General features: G+C 39.0%; 16 protein-coding genes. 5 read left to right on the forward strand and 11 right to left on the reverse strand.

The genetic code is table 11. The annotated features are described in order from the left end of the window. Positions 1 to 416: 416 nt before the first annotated feature. The 7 genes from MED222_RS11850 to MED222_RS11820 all read right to left on the reverse strand — a co-directional run bounded on the left by MED222_RS11850 (position 417) and on the right by MED222_RS11820 (position 12,419). The gene (locus tag MED222_RS11850) at positions 417 to 3,602 is read right to left on the reverse strand and encodes a type III restriction-modification system endonuclease (RefSeq protein WP_009846887.1); all 3,186 of its coding nucleotides are present in this window, start codon (positions 3,600 to 3,602) and stop codon (positions 417 to 419) included. A 10-nt stretch (positions 3,603 to 3,612) separates the two neighbouring features. After that, entirely contained in the window at positions 3,613 to 5,448 is a 1,836-nt protein-coding gene (locus tag MED222_RS11845) for a site-specific DNA-methyltransferase (RefSeq protein WP_009846888.1), read from the reverse strand. Between the two features lie 45 nt (positions 5,449 to 5,493). Continuing rightward, positions 5,494 to 6,276 (reverse strand): hypothetical protein, encoded by a 783-nt coding sequence (locus MED222_RS11840; RefSeq protein ID WP_009846889.1) that lies wholly within the window; start codon positions 6,274 to 6,276, stop codon positions 5,494 to 5,496. Positions 6,277 to 6,299: 23 nt separating this feature from the next. Next, positions 6,300 to 7,157 (reverse strand): DUF4391 domain-containing protein, encoded by an 858-nt coding sequence (locus MED222_RS11835; RefSeq protein WP_009846890.1) that lies wholly within the window; start codon positions 7,155 to 7,157, stop codon positions 6,300 to 6,302. Then, on the reverse strand, positions 7,157 to 10,471 hold the full coding sequence (locus MED222_RS11830) for a helicase-related protein (protein WP_009846891.1): 3,315 nt from the start codon (positions 10,469 to 10,471) through the stop codon (positions 7,157 to 7,159). The genes MED222_RS11835 and MED222_RS11830 overlap by 1 nt, the downstream gene beginning before the upstream one ends. Beyond that, positions 10,465 to 10,644: a methylation-associated defense system helix-turn-helix domain-containing protein MAD1 gene (mads1, locus tag MED222_RS11825; RefSeq protein ID WP_009846892.1), complete on the reverse strand. Its 180-nt coding sequence runs from the start codon at positions 10,642 to 10,644 to the stop codon at positions 10,465 to 10,467. The genes MED222_RS11830 and mads1 overlap by 7 nt, the downstream gene beginning before the upstream one ends. 158 nt (positions 10,645 to 10,802) lie before the next feature. Continuing rightward, positions 10,803 to 12,419: a competence protein CoiA family protein gene (locus tag MED222_RS11820; protein WP_009846893.1), complete on the reverse strand. Its 1,617-nt coding sequence runs from the start codon at positions 12,417 to 12,419 to the stop codon at positions 10,803 to 10,805. Between the two features lie 116 nt (positions 12,420 to 12,535). Here MED222_RS11820 and MED222_RS11815 point away from each other — a divergent pair, with 116 nt between their 5' ends. Continuing rightward, complete coding sequence (locus tag MED222_RS11815; protein ID WP_032555213.1) at positions 12,536 to 13,396, forward strand: helix-turn-helix transcriptional regulator; 861 nt, start codon at positions 12,536 to 12,538, stop codon at positions 13,394 to 13,396. Positions 13,397 to 13,422: 26 nt separating this feature from the next. Here the strand turns inward: MED222_RS11815 and MED222_RS11810 are convergent, their stop codons facing one another. From MED222_RS11810 to MED222_RS11795, 4 genes are all read right to left on the reverse strand, one after another. Then, positions 13,423 to 14,550, reverse strand: a complete 1,128-nt coding sequence (locus tag MED222_RS11810) for an HNH endonuclease (RefSeq protein ID WP_009846895.1) — start codon at positions 14,548 to 14,550, stop codon at positions 13,423 to 13,425. Beyond that, positions 14,550 to 15,167 (reverse strand): class I SAM-dependent methyltransferase, encoded by a 618-nt coding sequence (locus MED222_RS11805; protein ID WP_009846896.1) that lies wholly within the window; start codon positions 15,165 to 15,167, stop codon positions 14,550 to 14,552. Before MED222_RS11805 ends, MED222_RS11810 begins: the two co-directional genes overlap by 1 nt. Before the next feature lie 114 nt (positions 15,168 to 15,281). After that, positions 15,282 to 15,722 (reverse strand): RNase H family protein, encoded by a 441-nt coding sequence (locus MED222_RS11800; RefSeq protein WP_004734958.1) that lies wholly within the window; start codon positions 15,720 to 15,722, stop codon positions 15,282 to 15,284. 76 nt (positions 15,723 to 15,798) lie between these two features. Then, positions 15,799 to 15,984: an AlpA family transcriptional regulator gene (locus MED222_RS11795; RefSeq protein WP_009846897.1), complete on the reverse strand. Its 186-nt coding sequence runs from the start codon at positions 15,982 to 15,984 to the stop codon at positions 15,799 to 15,801. Positions 15,985 to 16,132: 148 nt separating this feature from the next. On the opposite strand from MED222_RS11795, the gene radC reads away from it, so the two are divergent. The 4 genes from radC to MED222_RS11770 all read left to right on the forward strand — a co-directional run bounded on the left by radC (position 16,133) and on the right by MED222_RS11770 (position 18,430). Next, on the forward strand, positions 16,133 to 16,603 hold the full coding sequence (gene radC / locus MED222_RS11790; RefSeq protein ID WP_009846898.1) for a RadC family protein: 471 nt from the start codon (positions 16,133 to 16,135) through the stop codon (positions 16,601 to 16,603). Beyond that, complete coding sequence (locus MED222_RS11785; protein ID WP_009846899.1) at positions 16,600 to 17,028, forward strand: DUF2787 domain-containing protein; 429 nt, start codon at positions 16,600 to 16,602, stop codon at positions 17,026 to 17,028. Before radC ends, MED222_RS11785 begins: the two co-directional genes overlap by 4 nt. 49 nt (positions 17,029 to 17,077) lie before the next feature. Next, positions 17,078 to 17,518, forward strand: coding sequence for a DUF2787 domain-containing protein (locus MED222_RS11780; RefSeq protein WP_004734954.1), 441 nt, complete (start codon positions 17,078 to 17,080; stop codon positions 17,516 to 17,518). Between the two features lie 576 nt (positions 17,519 to 18,094). Next, positions 18,095 to 18,430, forward strand: a complete 336-nt coding sequence (locus MED222_RS11770; RefSeq protein ID WP_009846901.1) for a hypothetical protein — start codon at positions 18,095 to 18,097, stop codon at positions 18,428 to 18,430. Positions 18,431 to 18,484 lie beyond the last annotated feature (54 nt).

The raw sequence follows: 18,484 nt of genomic DNA on the forward strand, positions 1-18,484 counted from the left end.
GGTGCCGCTACTGGACTCTACTATCACACCTATCAAATTGATTAATATAAACATTATAAAAGTAGAGTTTTAAGGTGTTACTTCTGGTGTTACTATAGAAGAATCTAACCTGCATTATCTGAAAAATAATCAAGTGACCTCTAAACTCATGTGCAAAATTTCAAACTAAGCATATCCGGAGACTCCTTAGCATAATGTGAGTGAAGGAGTAGCCCTACCATTGAGCTTTCTGATTTTAAGAATTTATAACGATTTAACTTTCGATTAGAATTACCATTTGCTTCTTTCAGGTTTCCGGTCACAATCAAATCCATTGCATAACCTAAAAGCCTTCGAGGACCTTCATTACTTAGGTTGACTAATACCAGGACCACTAGATGAAAACACTCTGCTCTATGCAGAGTGTTTTTTTTGGTTTAACTTTCTAGCTGTATTGAAAAAGTATTATAACTATCAGCCTTCACAAACTTAGCTGAGTTATCTAAGGCTTTACCGTTCTTGTCTTGCGACAACGCTTTAAAGTGCTCAATACCACAATCAATTTTAGCTTGCTCAGAAGCACGTAAATCATCAGAGAAGATACTAGATTTGGTTTCAACTACAAAATAGAGCTGATCACCCATACCATCTTCTTTATCAATCAATACCGCCCAATCAGGGTTATAACTGCCTAATGGAGTATCAATCTTAAACCACGCTGGTAATTTGGCGTAAAGCTTAACGTCTGTTGATTCTTCAAGCTTTTCTGCAAACTCGAACTCTGTATCTGAATCACAAATGATGTAATCGTAAACAGATTTGTTCGCCTCAACCATATTTTTAAGGTAACCAGTAAGCTCTTCTTCTTGGAACAACTCCTGAGCGTAGTAATCTTCATCTCCAATTCTGTGATATGAGATACCATCAACTATAGCTAAACGCATTTGTTTACGGATCACTTCACTAGCAAGTTCGATGAATCGCTGTGGGTTGTTCTTGAATGCTTCTAACTTATCACCTAGCCCAAGTAGGATATCTACCACCGTCTTACGGGTTAGGTTCGTGTTTGATTCAAGATACGTTACTACGTCTGGAAGTTGGAAATTTCGATTACGGTAGTATTGGATCTTTGACTCTTCATCAAAAGTCTCAAGTTCCGCTTCTGTTACCGCTACTTTTACTTTTTTATATTCAAACTTAGCACTAGCAACCGCAACTGACGCTCGGATTTCCTTGATACACTTCTGTACAAGCTCACCAACGCTAAAATTCACTCGATAAGTCGTCTTGTACTTAATTCTGTCCCAGAGTGCTTTAAAATCATCCCCAAGCACGATTTGCTTACCATTATCTTCACGAAGTGTTGCCGTTTTCTTCTCTTCATGTTTCTTAATGCTTAAGCCTTTAGCAACCTTAGTTAAAGTTGCAAGAATCGCATCAGAATGTTCTTGAACACTTTCAGGTAAACTAACCGTATTATCAACCAGATCAGTTTTAAGAGAATCTAAGATTTTGCCTTTCTTGTCGATGTAACCTTTATCCGCTAAGTGCTGATAAATCTCTTCTGATTTTTTAGCACCAAGAAACTCTTTAGTATCGTGCTCATCAGACTCTTTATTCGAAGAGATGACAATATTTGCAAATTGGTGTTTTTCAACTGCACCAAACTTGATCCCTTCCTCTTCCTCAATCTCTTTTTGAAGAGCTGCAACAAACTGATCATAAGATTCATTCGCCATTACAGTAAGAGTATTTACCTCAAAGCCATACGGTACACGTTCACCCGACTGATCTACTGCTAAACGTAACCCACGACCTATCTCCTGACGCTTCTTCATCACAGAATTAGTTTCGTTTAGAGTACAAATTTGGAATACGTTAGGGTTATCCCAGCCTTCTTTCAAGGCAGAGTGAGAGAAGATAAATCGAAGCTTTTCATCCATTGATAAAAGCTTTTCTTTGTCTTTCATAATCAAGTTATAAGCAGATTCATCAGCAGCCGTTTTACCACCTTCACCTTTTGCTGAAAGTTTTGATTCTGCGAAAAGAGGATTACCTGACGAATCTTTTTTCTTATCTTGAGCAAAGTAGCCATTGTGAACAGAACTAGCTAGTTCTTTGAGCGCATGTTCATTTAAAGTTGGCTTACCTGCATCATTCTTAACCCAAATTGAAGGATATAAAACTCGATACTTTGGCTTTCTTAATTGTTGTGTAAACTCTTCTTCAAACCACTTGGCAAATTTACCCTGAACTGGCACACCATCACTTGAATAGCCTCGGTAATTCGCTACTTTATCTATGAAGAACAGGCTCAAAACCTTAATGCCTTTCTGGCTTAGAATCTTGGAATGATCCATGACATCTACGCCAGTCGTGATTTTTTTATAGAATTTCAGCTCTTTTTCAAGATGTTCTTCAACGGTCTTAGATACTTGTAGTCGCTTATAAGTATCTTGATCAACTTCACCTATGGATTGACTTAGCTCTAAGATGTCATCACGGCTCGTAAAGTCGATATACTCGCTACCTTCTTCGCAGTAAATGTCGTTGATTACATAACCTTCGTAAACAGTTCGTCCGTTCGATGCTTCAAATAAATCCGTACCACTCTTAACTGTGATTGATTTACGTGGTTGTAGCTTTCCAGTCTTCGTTTGAGCATCAATTTCAATTTTAGCGGTGATTGGTGATTTCTTATTATCAACACTAATCAGCTTGATATACGCTTGGTTATGATTGTCTTGAACTTCCAATGAGGCAACTTCAATCTGTTTAACCAGCTTACGCTCATACGCATCTATCGAATCGAGCTTATAAAGCATGTTGAAGTTTTCAGTCAACGTTGCTGAGTATCGGAACGTGCAAAGCGGATTTAAACTCGCAATTGCTTTTTTACGGTTAGCTGTAGATGCCACAGATTGAGGTTCATCAATTAGAACAACAGGATTTGTTGCTTGAATGAATTCAATTGGCTTCATCCCGTTCAGACGGTCATCGGTTCGGTGAATCAGGTTAGCTTTCGTCTCTTTCTCTGGGTCTGTGAAGGATTTACTGAAAGCGTCAATGTTGATTACCATGATTTGAATATAATCATTAGTAGCGAAGTTTCTTACCTGCTCACGCTTTGAAGAATCATAGACAAAGTAATCATATTGAACATTCTTATACTCTTTTCTGAAATGCTCTTCAGTCATTTGCAGAGACTTATAAACACCTTCTTTGATTGCCACTGATGGAACAACGATGATGAATTTTGTTAACCCATAACGTTGATTCAGCTCAAAAGCACTACGCAGGTAAACGTATGTTTTACCTGTACCAGTTTCCATCTCGACAGTAAAATCAAGACTTGGAAGAGCATTTTTAGCATTTTCTGTTTGAGGTAAGCCGTTAACCAACTGAACATTTCGTGTATTTTCATACAGCTCTTCATCGAGCAGCTTAATTGCATTGGCAACACCGATACCATCATTTTTCTCAAACATATCTGATTGAACAGCGTTTGATACAGTGAAGTTGGATTGAAACGTTTCTTGTCCTTCAAATACACCAACAATAGCGTTAATCGCTTCTTTTTGATGATCAAGATCAGGGTTAAACTTTATCTTCATTTCAGACATAATTTATCCCCTAAATGCTTTTAACATCGTCAATACCAGCTTGCTTCAAGATCTGAATAGCATTAGTTTTTACGTTGCTATCAGCAAATCCTGCATCTTTGAATACAACTTGGGTGGTTTCTGGATCTAGTTCTTCTTTAAGCTTGGCGATGCTTTCTACAGTTTCACCAGTAATCTCATCATCTAAACAAACAATCAAAGCACCTGCACCAACAACGTACACAGTCTTTCCATTAACCACTTCTGTTTCTACAGGTGTGGTTAGGTCATAGCCATACTTTAGGAATATTTCATACAGAACATCTTCGCTTGAACGATCAGCCTTGATTGATTCTGTTGCTTGCTGAAGGACTTGTTCAAGGTTGTCAAAGTCAGCATCCCAAGGGCGGATATTAGTCTCATCAAGCTTAAACTTCATTGGGTCATTGTAGCCTAGAGATTCACTTGCTCTATGGATTCTTTCGTAAGTGAAATCTGAAATGTATTCAAAATCTTTTTTTCCCGTTGGTTCTGGTAACTGAACAGTAATGAATCGTCTAGTTCCCTCATCTGTAATATTCTTTTCCATTACTGCATGAGCTGTGGTGCCACTACCAGCAAAAAAGTCTAATACAATCGAATCTTTATCTGCGCCAATATCTAAAATTCTACTTATCAAAGAAACAGGCTTTGGCGTATCAAACACTTCTTTGGTCTCAGGAAACAGTTTTTTTAACTCTTGCTTGGCCGTTTGATTATGCCCTACCTCTTCATAAGTCCATAATGTTAGGGGGGTTATTCCATTTTTAACTTCAGTAATAAATTTCTTTAATGAGGGTACGTTATTACCATTAGAGCCGAACCAAATTCTATTATCTGCAACAAGTTCTGAAAATTTATCCTTATTCACACTCCAACATCTTGATTCAGGTGGTGATACAACTCTTCCAGAAGGTGTTGTAATTTCATAATCATTATTACTAGCATACGTTTTAACGGACAAATCAGTAGCCTTCCATACTCCACGAGGATCATTGTCAGGATTCTTATATGCTGTATTTTGTTTTTCGGTTCTAGCCAGTAAATTAGGACGCCATAATTCTTTGTTTTTTGCATAACACAGAATAAAATCGTGGTTGTCAGATAACCATTTAGCATCATTTTGAGGAGAATATTTTTTTTGCCAGATAATATTATTTACAAAGTTATCCTCACCAAATATTTCATCACAAATTTGTTTCAGATTGCTTTGTTCTCCATCGTCAATAGAAATAAAAATAGCTCCATCATCAGCTAAAAGGTTTCTTGCAAGCTTGAGTCTAGGATACATCATTGATAACCAATCAGAATGGTAGCGACCTGATGTGTCAGAATTTGTACTTAACTTTCTTCCCGATTCATCCAACTGTCCAGTTTGTTGGAAATAATTATTTAAATTATTATGGAAATTATCTTTATATACAAAATCCTTACCCGTATTGTATGGGGGGTCAATATAAATAAGTTTAATAGACTTATGATATGACTTTTGCAGAAGTTTTAGAACTTCTAAGTTATCTGCTTCAATAAAAATATTTTCTGACAGTAGAGAAGCGTCAGTAACATCAAAACAAGGTCTTAACGTTCCTGTAGAAGTTGTTTGAGCGATCTTTTTTGATTTATCCTTACCAGCCCAAGTGAAACTAAAACGTTCTTCTTTAGGTTCAAATACTTTACAACCACCATCGACCAACAATGATTTCAAGATATCAAAATCTATACTTCCTTCAGAAAATGCTTCAGGAAAAATATTCTCAATTTGTTCTACATTATTTTTTATAATATTTAAACTTCTAGCTATCTCACTATCCGATTTAATCTTTTCCATATCAACCTCTAAAATATCTATCGTGAGCTTTACAATTTAAGCAACTTATTTTTCATTCATTCTTTTGTTTAACATCTCAAGTTGTTGAAATGAAAAACCTTCTGATAGCGGAGCAATCCACATACTTTTACCAAATGAACTCCACATAATCTTTTGATTAGCTTGTATTCTTGATTTCGTTTTATTTACAATATCTTCAGAGAAAGCCCACCTAGACAAAATACATTCATTATAACGATCATTAATCATAAGTTTTTCGTCAATCACTTTACAGTTTTGTCTATTTATTGTTGCATTGATTACATCTTCTTTAGTCACTTTTAGATTACATAACTGTGTTTTCTCAAGGTTATAGTAAACCTGAGTTTCGATATCAGCAGTTAAGTCCAAAGAAATTTGATTATTATTTAAATTAAATATCTTAAAATCTCTTTGATTTAATGCACGTTGGATATTGTCGGCTGCTGGCAACCTAGAAGATTTTACAGATATTGATAATGCAAAGCCAGGCACAATTGTTGGTTCCTTTGTACCCCTTGCCCAACGGTTAAGTCCACTTCGATTTTTAGAAACAACAACGTCCCAACCGGGATCTGGTTTTTCAAAACCATCTGTTCTTATTTGATCATAAGCTACCGCTCCAAGGCCAACTTCACGTAAATATTTACAAACTACAATCGTTGCAATATCACCCATAACCTTATCATCGAGTGCTTCTGAGACCCCTCGTGCGTTCATATTGGGACGGTCAATAGAGTTATCAAGTTTTTTGCAAGCCCACTCAATTGCAGCAAGCCTGTCTTTTCCTACATCTTTATAAATTGGCATCCATTAACCTTTAACTATTCTCTTTAGACGAGTGACTTGAGCATAGATAATTTATTTTTTATTTTCTTTGCATCAAGATTTAAAGCCAACTTTGTATTCATTTGGCTTTCATTTCTTAATTTTTTCCTGATAGAGATCAGTTCTTCTTCATAACCATTAATTTCATTTAAAATTCTTTTCTTTTCATAATTATTTTGTTGAATAAGATTCAAGTTAACCTTTAGATCATCATTTTCCAATGTTTCACTTAAGAAAATATACCTTCGAGATATATTACTTACCTCAAGACTCACCATCATTGATATAAAACCTTGGTAGAGTTCGAAGTAATTAACACTAGATACATTTTTCAGTGAAAAATCATTAAGAAAATGATTCTGACTTTCAGTTAAGCCCGAAGAATTTAACCAACCACTGTTGTAGATATGCTCAATAACCAGCTTACTCTTGTCTGCTTGGTTAATACGCTTATCGGCTAGGCTTATCGCTAGTTCTTCACCTAGTTCTAAAAGTAAAATCACTGGATAAGGAATCAGCGTATGTAAGAGCTTGGCTACATTCTTGAGTTTGATTTTATTCTTGATATCACTTTTCAGTACAACACGAATTACCGCTATTTCTATGTACTCAACGGTATCAGTTACATAAATAGGAACATTGAGAGTTTCTGGCTTAAGGGTGTTCTGCCACTCGATAGATTGAATAACGTCCGTTACTAGCTTTTTGTCATGGCTAGTCAGATCATTGTTATCCACCAGCATCTTCTTAGTGATACGAGTGCCAAGGAACGTTGAATCAGGAAGGGCTAAATTATCACAAACCTTTTCAATCAAACTGATATGTTCTGTTTTATCGTTATTTCTAAAGTTAATTAGCTCCATTACAAGATCACCATGTAACTAACAACTTCAAAATCATTGACGTTTTGAGTGCTTGATGCAGATAAGACCGTCCCACCTCTATTGAAGAGGCTCGTTGCTCCAATCTCTTCACTCTTACCAGCAATGTTTTCTACCGCTTTAGCGAAAAGATTCTGGTAATGCTTCATTTGTTTACCGTTTTGAGAACATCTTGAAAACTGATTGTAAGCTTCTGTTGATTGGTCAATATTGGTTAACTCTGAACCTAGTTTTTTACACAGATCGAGGATTTGTTTTGACTGAGTAAACGAAAATAAAATTTCTTCTTCATCAGAAATATAAACCAGATAGTAAGGTGCAAGCGAATAGCTTTCTTCAACCTGAACCTTTCCTTTAATGTCTTTTAGACAAAAGATCACGCCTGATTCAATCTCATCACCAAGACCTGAAAACTGACTTGATTCAGATTCAAATGCTTCTTTGTCTATAACCACTGGCGCAAACAAACCTATTGGTGATTGTTCCAATACACTAGTATTGTCATTCTCTTTGCTACTCAAGAACCCAGACAAGTCCATCCTAAAATCATTTAGTGTCAAATCAGTAATAGATACACCACCTGAAATTTCTTCAAGATCAACTACCGCATTTTGAAGTTGCTCAAGTTGCTTTCTGCGATACTCTAAATCATTCATTCCTTTGTTGATTTTAGGATCTTGCTCTATAACGTTTTCTTCACCTGTTGCTGAAATATCAAGTAATACCATTCTTCCGCTAACTCTTGCTTCTAGATTGATATATTCGTCCAACTCCATGTTTGGCCAAAAGTTAACAAGTTGGATCACATCATTTACTGAACCTAAACGGTCTATACGTCCAAAACGCTGAATGATACGAACTGGATTCCAATGAATGTCATAGTTGATTAAGTAATCACAATCCTGAAGGTTCTGACCCTCAGAGATACAATCGGTAGCTATTAGAATATCGACTTCTTCTTTAAACTCAGGAAAGACTTTTTCACGCTCTTTTGATTTGGGTGAGAAATGAGTTAGAAGACTGTTCAAGTCAGTTTTGAACTTTTTACCATCCGTTCCACGCAAGGTCGTTTCAGTGCGTTGACCTGTAATAATGGCTGAGTGAAGACCCAACTCTTGTGAAGCCCAAGATGATAAGTTTTTGTATAGATACTCTGCTGTATCGGCAAAAGCAGTAAAGATAATAACTTTTTTATTATTACCATTTATCGGGTTCTTGCATTTCTCAAGATACGCTTCCTTCAACATAGAAAGCTTGGCATCACGCTCCGAGTTAATGCTTTTTGAAACTCTAACGATTTCTTGAAGGAATACTCTATCAGCTTCAAGATCTTGGGCGAATCGAACCAAATCCATATCTTGAATACGCACTTTGGTTTTATTACCAATTAGATATGGAGCGAGTTCTGGCGAGTTAAATTCTAAATCATCAATCTCTTCTATTGGCGGAGCAACAAACTCTTCTGTCAGTTCATCACTAAGATTCGGCTTACTATTAGCGTTAAAATTATGAATTTTGTTTAATAGTGTATCTACCTGAGTAAGCACTTTTTCTGATGTTAGCGTGAACGAATGGATTGAGCTTTCCATACGCTTAAGCAGATTGATACGGATAAGATGGATCAAGCTTTCTTCACGGTCTACTTGTTTAAATACACTTTTACCGCCTTTAACCTCTTGGTCATATCGTCTCGCATATTCAGCTTTCTTATCCATTCTCACGTATTTCATCGGTGAGTAGAACGCAAGTGATAACCTTCTAATGGTCTTATTCACTTCTTCCAATGGAGGGAACTGGTCTTTAAGATCAATTGATGCTTTTAGGTTGACAGGTAGTAGTCTAGTCGGGAACTTTCCTATATCAACAGTACCATAATATTTTTCAATATGCTTACGTGAACGAGCTATTGTATAAATATCCAGTAATTTGAAATAATCGAAATTCATCGAGTCTAAAAGGTCTTTCGATGTTCGAATATCAGGATCTTGTTCAGCCCACTTAGAGAAGCGAGTTTGAGCTTGTCTTAGCGTCCCTTCAATACTGTTGATACCGTGATCATGTAAAGCTTGGTCATTCGCCTCAGTGATAAACGCTACTTGGTTTTTCATATCATTTAGACGGTTATTAACGGGCGTAGCTGAGAGCATCAGCACCTTCGTTTTTACCCCTGCCTGAATGATATCTTCAAGTAATCTCTGGTAACGGTTTCGACCGTCTTTCTTAGGATTATTGTTTCTGAAGTTATGAGATTCGTCTATCACTATAAGGTCGTAGTTACCCCAATTGATAGTTTCAAGATTAATATCACCAGAATAACCACCTGTTCTACTCATATCAGTGTGATTCAAAACATCGTAGTTAAAGCGATCACTAGAAAGTAAGTTTCTTTTGTCGTTCTGCGTGTAGATTAGCCAATTATCACGTAGCTTCTTAGGACAAAGCACAAGAACCTTATCATTGCGAAGCTCGTAATACTTGATTACGGCAAGTGCTTCAAATGTCTTACCTAAACCAACACTATCAGCGATGATACAACCGTTAAAATGCTCAAGTTTGTCGATTGCACCTAAAACACCATCTTTCTGAAACTTATACAGCTTGTTCCAGACAATTGTATCTTTAAATCCTGTTTTGGTTTTTAGGATCTTATCTTCTTGCAGATCACCCACAAAATCTTTAAAAATATTATATAACGTAATGAAGTAGATAAACTGTGGTGTTTGATCAGTCGTGAATTTGGCAAGCTCCGCTTGTAGAAGTGCTTTTGCGTCTTTAACTTGTGCTTTGCTTCCCCAAACTCGATTAAAGAACCCTAAAAGCTCTTTAGCTTGATCTGCATTAGCAAGACTAATCATGTCAAAGCCATTCGACTCTGTTAATCCAATACCTTGACCATTGAATTGAGCACCGTTTATTGCAATTGATTCTGAATGTGAATTTACGTGCGTAATGTGCTGATGAACAGCTCCAGCTTGTTGCACTAAACGAACGGATGCCTTTTCCTCTAACCAATGAGCAAACTCTTGTGCTATTGCTTTTTGATTTAACTGGTTACGGAACTTATTTTCTAATGCTGTACCATTCAGTGCACCGAAAGGCGATTCACTACCTAGTGAATCAAACCCTTTAGCTTGAGAGAATAACAATCGTGCTGAATCTAACTGACTCAACGAATCTTTTAGATGATCGAAAGCATAGATGGAGAAAAGCCCTGTCATTACAGACAGCTTATCGTTTGCTTGAATCGAATTGGAAATCGTTTCAGATACTTTAGTTGTTACGTTATCAATTAGCATTTAGCCAGCTTCCTCTCTTCTATCCACGCTTCAAGATCTTCACGTTTGAAGCGCCATGAACCGCCGACTTTGAAACCAGGAAGCTTTCCTTCGCTTGCTAATCTATATGCTGTTTTTTCGGCTAACTTTAGATAAGCAGCCACCTCTTTCAAGGTTAATATTTGGTCAGTCATTTCAGCGTGTTAGCTCTCGATAGTTTTGTCGAAAATTCTAATGGTGTGAGAATATGAGAAAATTGAGGAATGGACAATGATCTCCATTCCATTATGCAATCTAACGCTCTATTAATAACCACTTTGAGCACAACTCGCCCCACACATATTCGAAATGATCAAACTTCCATACGTTCAAAATCATCAAGCTCCTCTTGAGCGTTTCTTGATAGCATAATGGAGTGCTTATTTACTCGCTTAATTAAGACTTCCGGTAACTCATTTAAAAGTTCCTTCATTTGAAGTAAATCGAAGGTAGTCTTAAATGCTTTAGCGAATTCATTTGAGAGTTTTACCATTACATCTAATCGTTCGAATTTCTGCTCACAATCAAACGCTAATTCCTTACATTGGCGATCTATTGACTTGAGCTTATTCATTCGTTGATTGATCGTTTGTCGGTAGTCAGAACGAGCTAGACAGAAGTCTCTCACCTCAACAAGGTTGTTGGCATAAGTATCGACAAGATCAGCTTCTATCAATTTTGCTTTTACCTGCTTTGTCAATTCGGTGACTTCATCGGTCAAGGTATTTCTTTGTTCAATAAGTGGAGTAAATGATTCTCGCAACTCATGCCCTTGTTGCTCCAAAACTGCTTTCTTACGTAAACCTAAAGACTCAATCTCATCACACAGAAAGAACTTTTCGTGTTCCAAAACCTTTAACTCTTGAGCTAGTTTTTGATGTGCTCGTTGTCTTTCTTCCATCGCCACGATTTCACTTTGAAATCGTCGATTAAATTCATCCGCAAGTTGTTGTTCAAACTCCTCTCTCTTTTTTCTCAACTCCAGATTCCATTCTCGTTGTAACTCCCCTTTTAACTGAAGAAGCACGGCTTGGTTTTGCTCATCAAGCTGCTTAAACCTCGATGTAACCTTCTCTTCTATCTCATGTTCAATCTGGGCATGTCGCGCCTGAACCGAATCTAATAGGGTTTGATGAGAGTCTATCGCTTTCTCCAATTCAGCAAGAATCTCATCCTGAGCATCTTTGCGAAGTTTCATTTTCTCTAAGCGATCTTCATACTTTTTCTGATGTACTTCGATACGCTCTTCTAACGTTTTCTCTACTTTGCCTTGCTTTATTTCTTGCTCTTCAAGTTTCTTTTCTGAACGCTTCAAGACTTCAATTTGTTTTCTAACTTTTTCATGTTTATGCGCTGTACTTTTTGCTATTTCATCAAGGTAATCATTACAAGCATTGAGCGACTGTGTTCGCACTAAACAATGCTCTAAAGAGTCGAACTGGTCTAGATAACCACACTCAGAGACATCTATCTCAATGACATTCTTATCATGACTTCGGCAATACCAAACTTTATCGTCATCGCATTTGTGCTTATTGGCTATCTCAATCCAATACTGTTCGCTTCCGACCGTCGCCACTAAATCCGGCCTTCTCCCATCCATATAGACTTCAATTTTCACATCAGAGACTTGTAGTTCTGCGCAAGCATCTGGGGTAATCCATCCCGTATCAAGCGGTATAGGTATCTTTCCGGCTTTTGCAAAATACTCTTTGGCAGTTAAATGAAGTTGCGTCTCGTACGCCAAAACACATGCTTCGTCAAAATAGTGAGAAAAGTGCCAAGCTTTCTTTTGTCCCTTATTCGCAACTAATTTAGCTCCACAGCAAGCGCATACAACATTGGCTTGAAGACCACGATCGACGTCCTCAATTGATACCGACTCTTTGGTGTCTTGATATACCGCTCTTGTGATGTGAATTTCACTCATGGTTTTCTCCTCAACTGCCCTTGACGTAATACTAACCAAAAAATAATATGACGTTATTAGCTACACGTAAATACTGATTACACATACACGTCGCATAACTAGACAGGAATTAGATAATGAGTAAATGGCCAATAAGATGGGACCTTTTGTTTCGATACAGAATGATAGAGGTCATTGCGCTGTGGGAAGGTCGGCTAACAACCAACCATTTGATTAAAAGCTTCGGTATTGGTAGACAGCAAGCGTCGAAAGATATCAATACTTACCTGGTAGAAATTGCGCCTGACAACCTTGTCTACGATAAGCAGTTGAAAGGCTACAAGCCCAGTGATAGCTTCGATCCAAAGCTAACGAGCGGTCATGCTGATGAATACTTACACATCCTATCTCGAAGTGAAGATATGACTGTGACTTTCAATGAGCTTGATATGGGCTTTGAAAATACGACGATGGTTCGCCCAGTGACACGCAACATTACACCCGAAATTTTACGACCATTAGTCCAAGCAATCAGAGAGAAGAAACGTGTCGATTTAAGCTACACATCATTGAAGAATGGTGAAGAAGTAGAACGGATCATCTCTCCACACACACTCGTTTGTACACCATTACGCTGGCATGTTCGAGCTTATTGCGAACACTCAGAAGACTATCGAGATTTCGTGCTGAGCCGAATTCGAGGTGTTCCAGCTCTTGAGACAAAAAAAATAAAAGGGAAAGAACAAGATGAGCTTTGGAACACTCATCTCTCTATTAAGTTAATTCCCGACTCAAGATTAACCGAAGCCCAGGCCAAAGTGATTGCACACGACTACGGTATGGAAAAAGGCACCCTAGCAATACCGACGAACGCAGCGCTGGTTCGCTATGTTCTGGATGCTTATAACATCGATATTAATGTGTTGAATTCGAACCCTAGAGGTCAGCAGATTATTGTGGGGAACTTTGAAGAGCTGAAACCATACCTGATCTTTTAACTCAATGATAAGGCAGAGTTAATCAATTATCGCCCCTTAAATAACTCGCCTCGATGGTAACGAAGGTATGGTCTGTGATCCGGCATGATGCTAAATGCCATATCTTCCTTTAAACCGATCACATCTGGAGACTCCAAGTAGCTTGAAATGAGTACCTTTCCGTGATCATCAAAGGAGATAAAACCGAGATCAAACGCCTTATCTAGGTTGGCAAGAAGCAGCAAACCATTAAATCTATCTAGTCGCTCTTCATTACTAGAATCTCGCCAGGGTTTAATGTGTGAAGCCAATAACAGCTGTGTATTTCGATACCCTGTAACGGCGCAACCACCCCACATCTGAATCAGTTTTGACCTAAAGTGCCCTTGTCCTACCCTTGTATTGACCAAAATGGTCTTTTCAGTTTCAGACAGAGTGTTGTCAGCCATCACTTGTTTGATGTCTGCATTCACATCGACTTGGGATACGTCAGCTAAAAACTTGTGGTAATGAGACAAAGCGGCGCTGTACATCCCCTTCCCCCTAGAGTCACGAATTTGAAACTGCTCCAACTTTCTCGCTTTTTCTTCATAACCAACAAACTCACGATACGAATTAATATCAGTAAGCGGTGCTTCTAACTCGCCAACATCCATCAACCAATTAGATATCGAGCCTCTTATGGCCCCAAGGTAGTTGTTCGCGGTTTTTTCAGATTTGCCAATATCAATCAACCACTGATGATATAACGTCGCTAGATCAGATAGATTAGAAACTAAAGCATCCTTTAGTTCGTTAGAAACGATATAGCTTTTCATGTAGCTAAACAGCTCATCGTCAATATATGCGTGGGAGACCGCATTTACTGAATAACGACTGGTTGACGTATTGTCATAACCGTCATTGAAGAAAAGGTGCCAAAAGCCTTCACTTCTCAAATGGAAGAAAGGGTTTTCTGGGGTATTTTTGTCAGCCCCCTGAGCTAGGTTATCAAAGTGATAAGTAAACCGTTCTTTAAGGGCTTGGTTAAGGCAAATCTTATTGGTCGAAATATGCCCTGCTTGAATTAGATCCATAACAGCCAGCAACATACAGACTTTATGAGGACTTTTTTTGCCACCAGCATTGTTCATTTTCAGATTTTGAAAACGATCTAAGTAGTACTCTAATGCCATTATCGACCCTTGCTTTTGTTAGATCTTGCATGTTCTAACACTACGGTTTGCCAAGATACCTCTGTTCTCTTCAATGAATCAGTGTCTTCAGTAACGTGACAGACTATCAGCCCTACAGCTTCACTTAACCTTTCTAATTGTTCGACTGAAACACTGTAAGCACTACGGCCATCATTAAAGCCGCCATGACGCAATGTGATCACTAGTTTTCCATTCTCGGAGAGCAGCTCAGACAATACAGCGATCGACTCTTTTCGAACCGCCGAATTTAGATGCATCCATACCGCTGAAATTAAAATCAAATCGTAATGACTACACAGCTCTCTAGCTTTGCTTAAAGCAGGCAGAGCATCGTCTAACCACTGAACTTGAGTCGAGGAATTTAAGCTCCCTAACTGGCGAAGTTCGTTTGCTGGTTCAACGGCGACCACTGAGCAGCCTTGCTCAACAAACCACCTCGTATCTCGGCCTGAGCCAGCACCAATATCAAGTACCCTTATAGCACCACAAGGCCAATACATGCGCCACGCACGGTGGACATTTTCAAATTCCAAAGAATCATATTGGTTTGAAAGCTGAACCGCGTTTTCGTTGTAATAAGAAGTATTTCCCGACATAAACCGACCTATATATCAATCTGACTCGATAATATATAGGTCGTTTGAATATGACGATTAAGTCTTTGATAAGTGTTAATAACTGTGATTAAGATCTCGGAGAATAAAGCCAGTTCAAAGCACCTCCCTAGCCATATCCCCCGCTCTCCCCATCTGTTCATAATCCCCGACCTTATGCGCTCGCCTTACTTCCACAAACTTGCTCGCTCGATGCATATCGACCTGTTGCCATAAATGACGGTTAGCTACTGGCTTCTTATCAGATTTTCGCCACCCCTTTGCTTTCCAGTTATCTAACCATTCATTGAACCCTTTCACACAATATTCACTACTCGAATACAGGCAGTCTCCATCTCTGGCATAAGCTATAGCTTCTATCAATGCGATAAGCTCTAACTCAGCACTATCGGCAATCTCACCGACTAATAGATTATTTTTGTCAACTAACTGCCCATCGTAGTTATAAACACTGATACCAATCCCACCCTGTAGCTTTGATGCGTTTCCTTTTGATGTTGCGATACCGATATAGATTGCACAGTTTTCTTCATTCATGGTCTTGCTCCTTTGTTCTAGTTTTGGCCTACCATTTTGGTAATGCCTTAATTGGTGCAGTGGCGTTAATTCAGTCTTAATGGCTTGGTCTTTCAGACAAGCGCATTTCCATCCAGTTATTCACCTCTTCTTCTACCCAAGCGACTGCCCTATCTCCCAGGCTTACCGATACAGGAAAATCACCCTCGTCCATTTTTCTGTATATCGCCGAGCGACTTAATGCGGTTTTCTCAATCACTTCTTTTAGCTTTAAAAATCTCATGGGACGTTCTCCTATGCCTGTGGTCCTCATGGGATAAGGAGATAGTGTTAAAAAAAATGAGGCTGGCTCGGCTTACTCTGATTCAAACCTTTTTGAGGTATATGTCATTAAAGTGAATTACCTAAAGCCTGATTAAAGGAGAACCAAAATGAGAACACTTTCACCACCACTACTCTCACAGCAAGAGCATGAACATCGTGTTCTAGAAAAAGCCGCTGAGATATTAGAAGATCGTTATGTACGAGGCGATGTATTTACCAACCCACAAGCTACCCGAGACTATTTGCGATTTAAGATTGGCGGCAGTGAACGTGAAGTGTTCGCCGTCATGTTGCTAGATAACCAACACCGATTAATTGAGTTTGAGGAGTTGTTTCAAGGGACGATTGATGCGGCAAGCGTCTATCCAAGGGAGGTAGTAAAGACTGCTCTGAAGGCCAATGCAGCGGCGGTTATCTTTGCTCATAACCATCCATCAGGCGATCCTGAGCCGTCCCAAGCAGACAAGCGCATCACGACGAGATTACAAGATGCTTTAGCGCTCATTGATGTTCGAGTTCTGGATCATATTGTTGTCGGGGAACAATGCACATCGTTTGCAGAGAGAGGCTGGTTATGATTGAGAAACACTATGGTGACATCACCCTCAATAGCAAACTCCACCAGCAGTTAGAGCAAACCATAGCTCGCTACTCGATCCCTAAAGACACGACACGCATTGCACTCAACTGTCGAAACACAAGCTACTACAAAACAAAGGAAGGGGTCGCCCCTGTAGAAATTCAGTTAAAGCGGGAGAATTCACGCTCTGATTGGAATTTGGTTTTCGTGGCCAATTTTACTTATCAAGACAAATCCACCGACTCGCTCGATGTGTATCTCTATTTCCACCTACTTAATCACTGGTGCTATCAACCAGATGCAGGGGCAGCGAGCCTGAGCCACCCTGTCACAACAAAAGTGTTCCAAGCCTGGATGTGCGCTTTCCATGAGCATTTAACTCAGCATGTCTTCGATGACATACAACTCACTCAAGTCCGCTAAGGCTAACCAATCACCCCACTCTTTCACGTAAATTCAAGGAGGCATCAATATGTCTACTCTGCTCTTTCACCCATCAAGTTTACCTGTGTCAGACAAACTTCACGCACTGTTAAACAACCATTTTCAACAACAATTAACCCAGTGTGAGTCAATAGCCCAAAGTACTTACCTGACGTTCAACTTTCGAGATAGTTCATACAGCTCAGAAGCTGGTGGATTTCACCCTGTTGAAATCGCGATGACACAGATCTCCAGTGGTCTATGGAATGTCGAATACATCACTGATTTTGCTTACGTTGGGAATGTGTATCCAGAATTGGCGCGATGTCTAGACTTTGATTTTCGAGACCAAGCGTTCTTTACAGAGTTCGGGGGATGGAGCCCAATCAAGGGCAACTATTCCGCTGTAGAGATGTTCGAGCTTTGGCAGGATAACTTCTTAAACTACATCGATATGGAAGCGTTTGACTCTATATCTATCACTTCGTAATGAGAGAACAACCCGTCCGGGTCTATGTCACGATACAAAGGCACCGGACCACTACAGCCATCAAAAGTCGTGCTTCGGAGAGAGCTAACCCTATATGTAGCAAGGCCTGAATGACTTTTCATCATTGACTCCCTCCCCTCGACTTATCACTACATTACCGATAAGTGATACCAATCATGCCCAATATCTCCCCATTAAAAGAGCAGCTCACAAAAGCGCTCATCAGAGTCGCTCTCGCGAGTTGTCATTACCTTAATGAACAGTATCAGCACTTTAAAAAGGAGGTAGAGCAAAGTTCAGACCACGAACTGTTTGAATTCGTTCAACGCCTTTCTTCCACCCATCTGAAACGGCTCTTAGCCACTATTGAGTTGATGAACAGAGGTTATCTACTAAGTGAAATTCTAGAAGCAGCAAAGGATAAATAATGGCCTTTCCCGAGGTCATTTAAATTCAAATATACAGCCCATTTCACATAATCATTATCCGCAATTTGAGTGAGACGTTATTTGTCTCACCCATCCTTATTCTAATGCCATCAGTGATGGTTCATAGACACCCAACTAAGGATTCACAATGACCACAAGTAATGTACTGCATCATACCAATGATGAAGAGCTCATCGCTTTAATCCAACGAAAAGAGTCGTTCACCATAACTCGGGTAAAAAACTTCTCTCAAGCAGTGAAAAAGATTGAACGGCTTATAGAGGCTCAAAATCTATCTTGTCGAATATACACAGCAGGTCGCTCTACAACGATGGCTGCCACTTTGACTTCAGGACCTGCTGTCATTTTTGGATTAGCTTCAGCTGCTGCAATATCGGCGCATAACTTAGCAACGAGAAACCCAGATTATGAAATAGCTAAGTACCCTCTAGCTAAGAAGCTCGTCATTAACTACAAAAAGTAATCGAATCAGGCTGTGTGGCCACCAGCCGATCCCTAACCAAGTTGATTCTTTAGC

The organism is Vibrio sp. MED222 (genome assembly GCF_000153005.1).
Classification (GTDB): domain Bacteria; phylum Pseudomonadota; class Gammaproteobacteria; order Enterobacterales; family Vibrionaceae; genus Vibrio; species Vibrio tasmaniensis_A.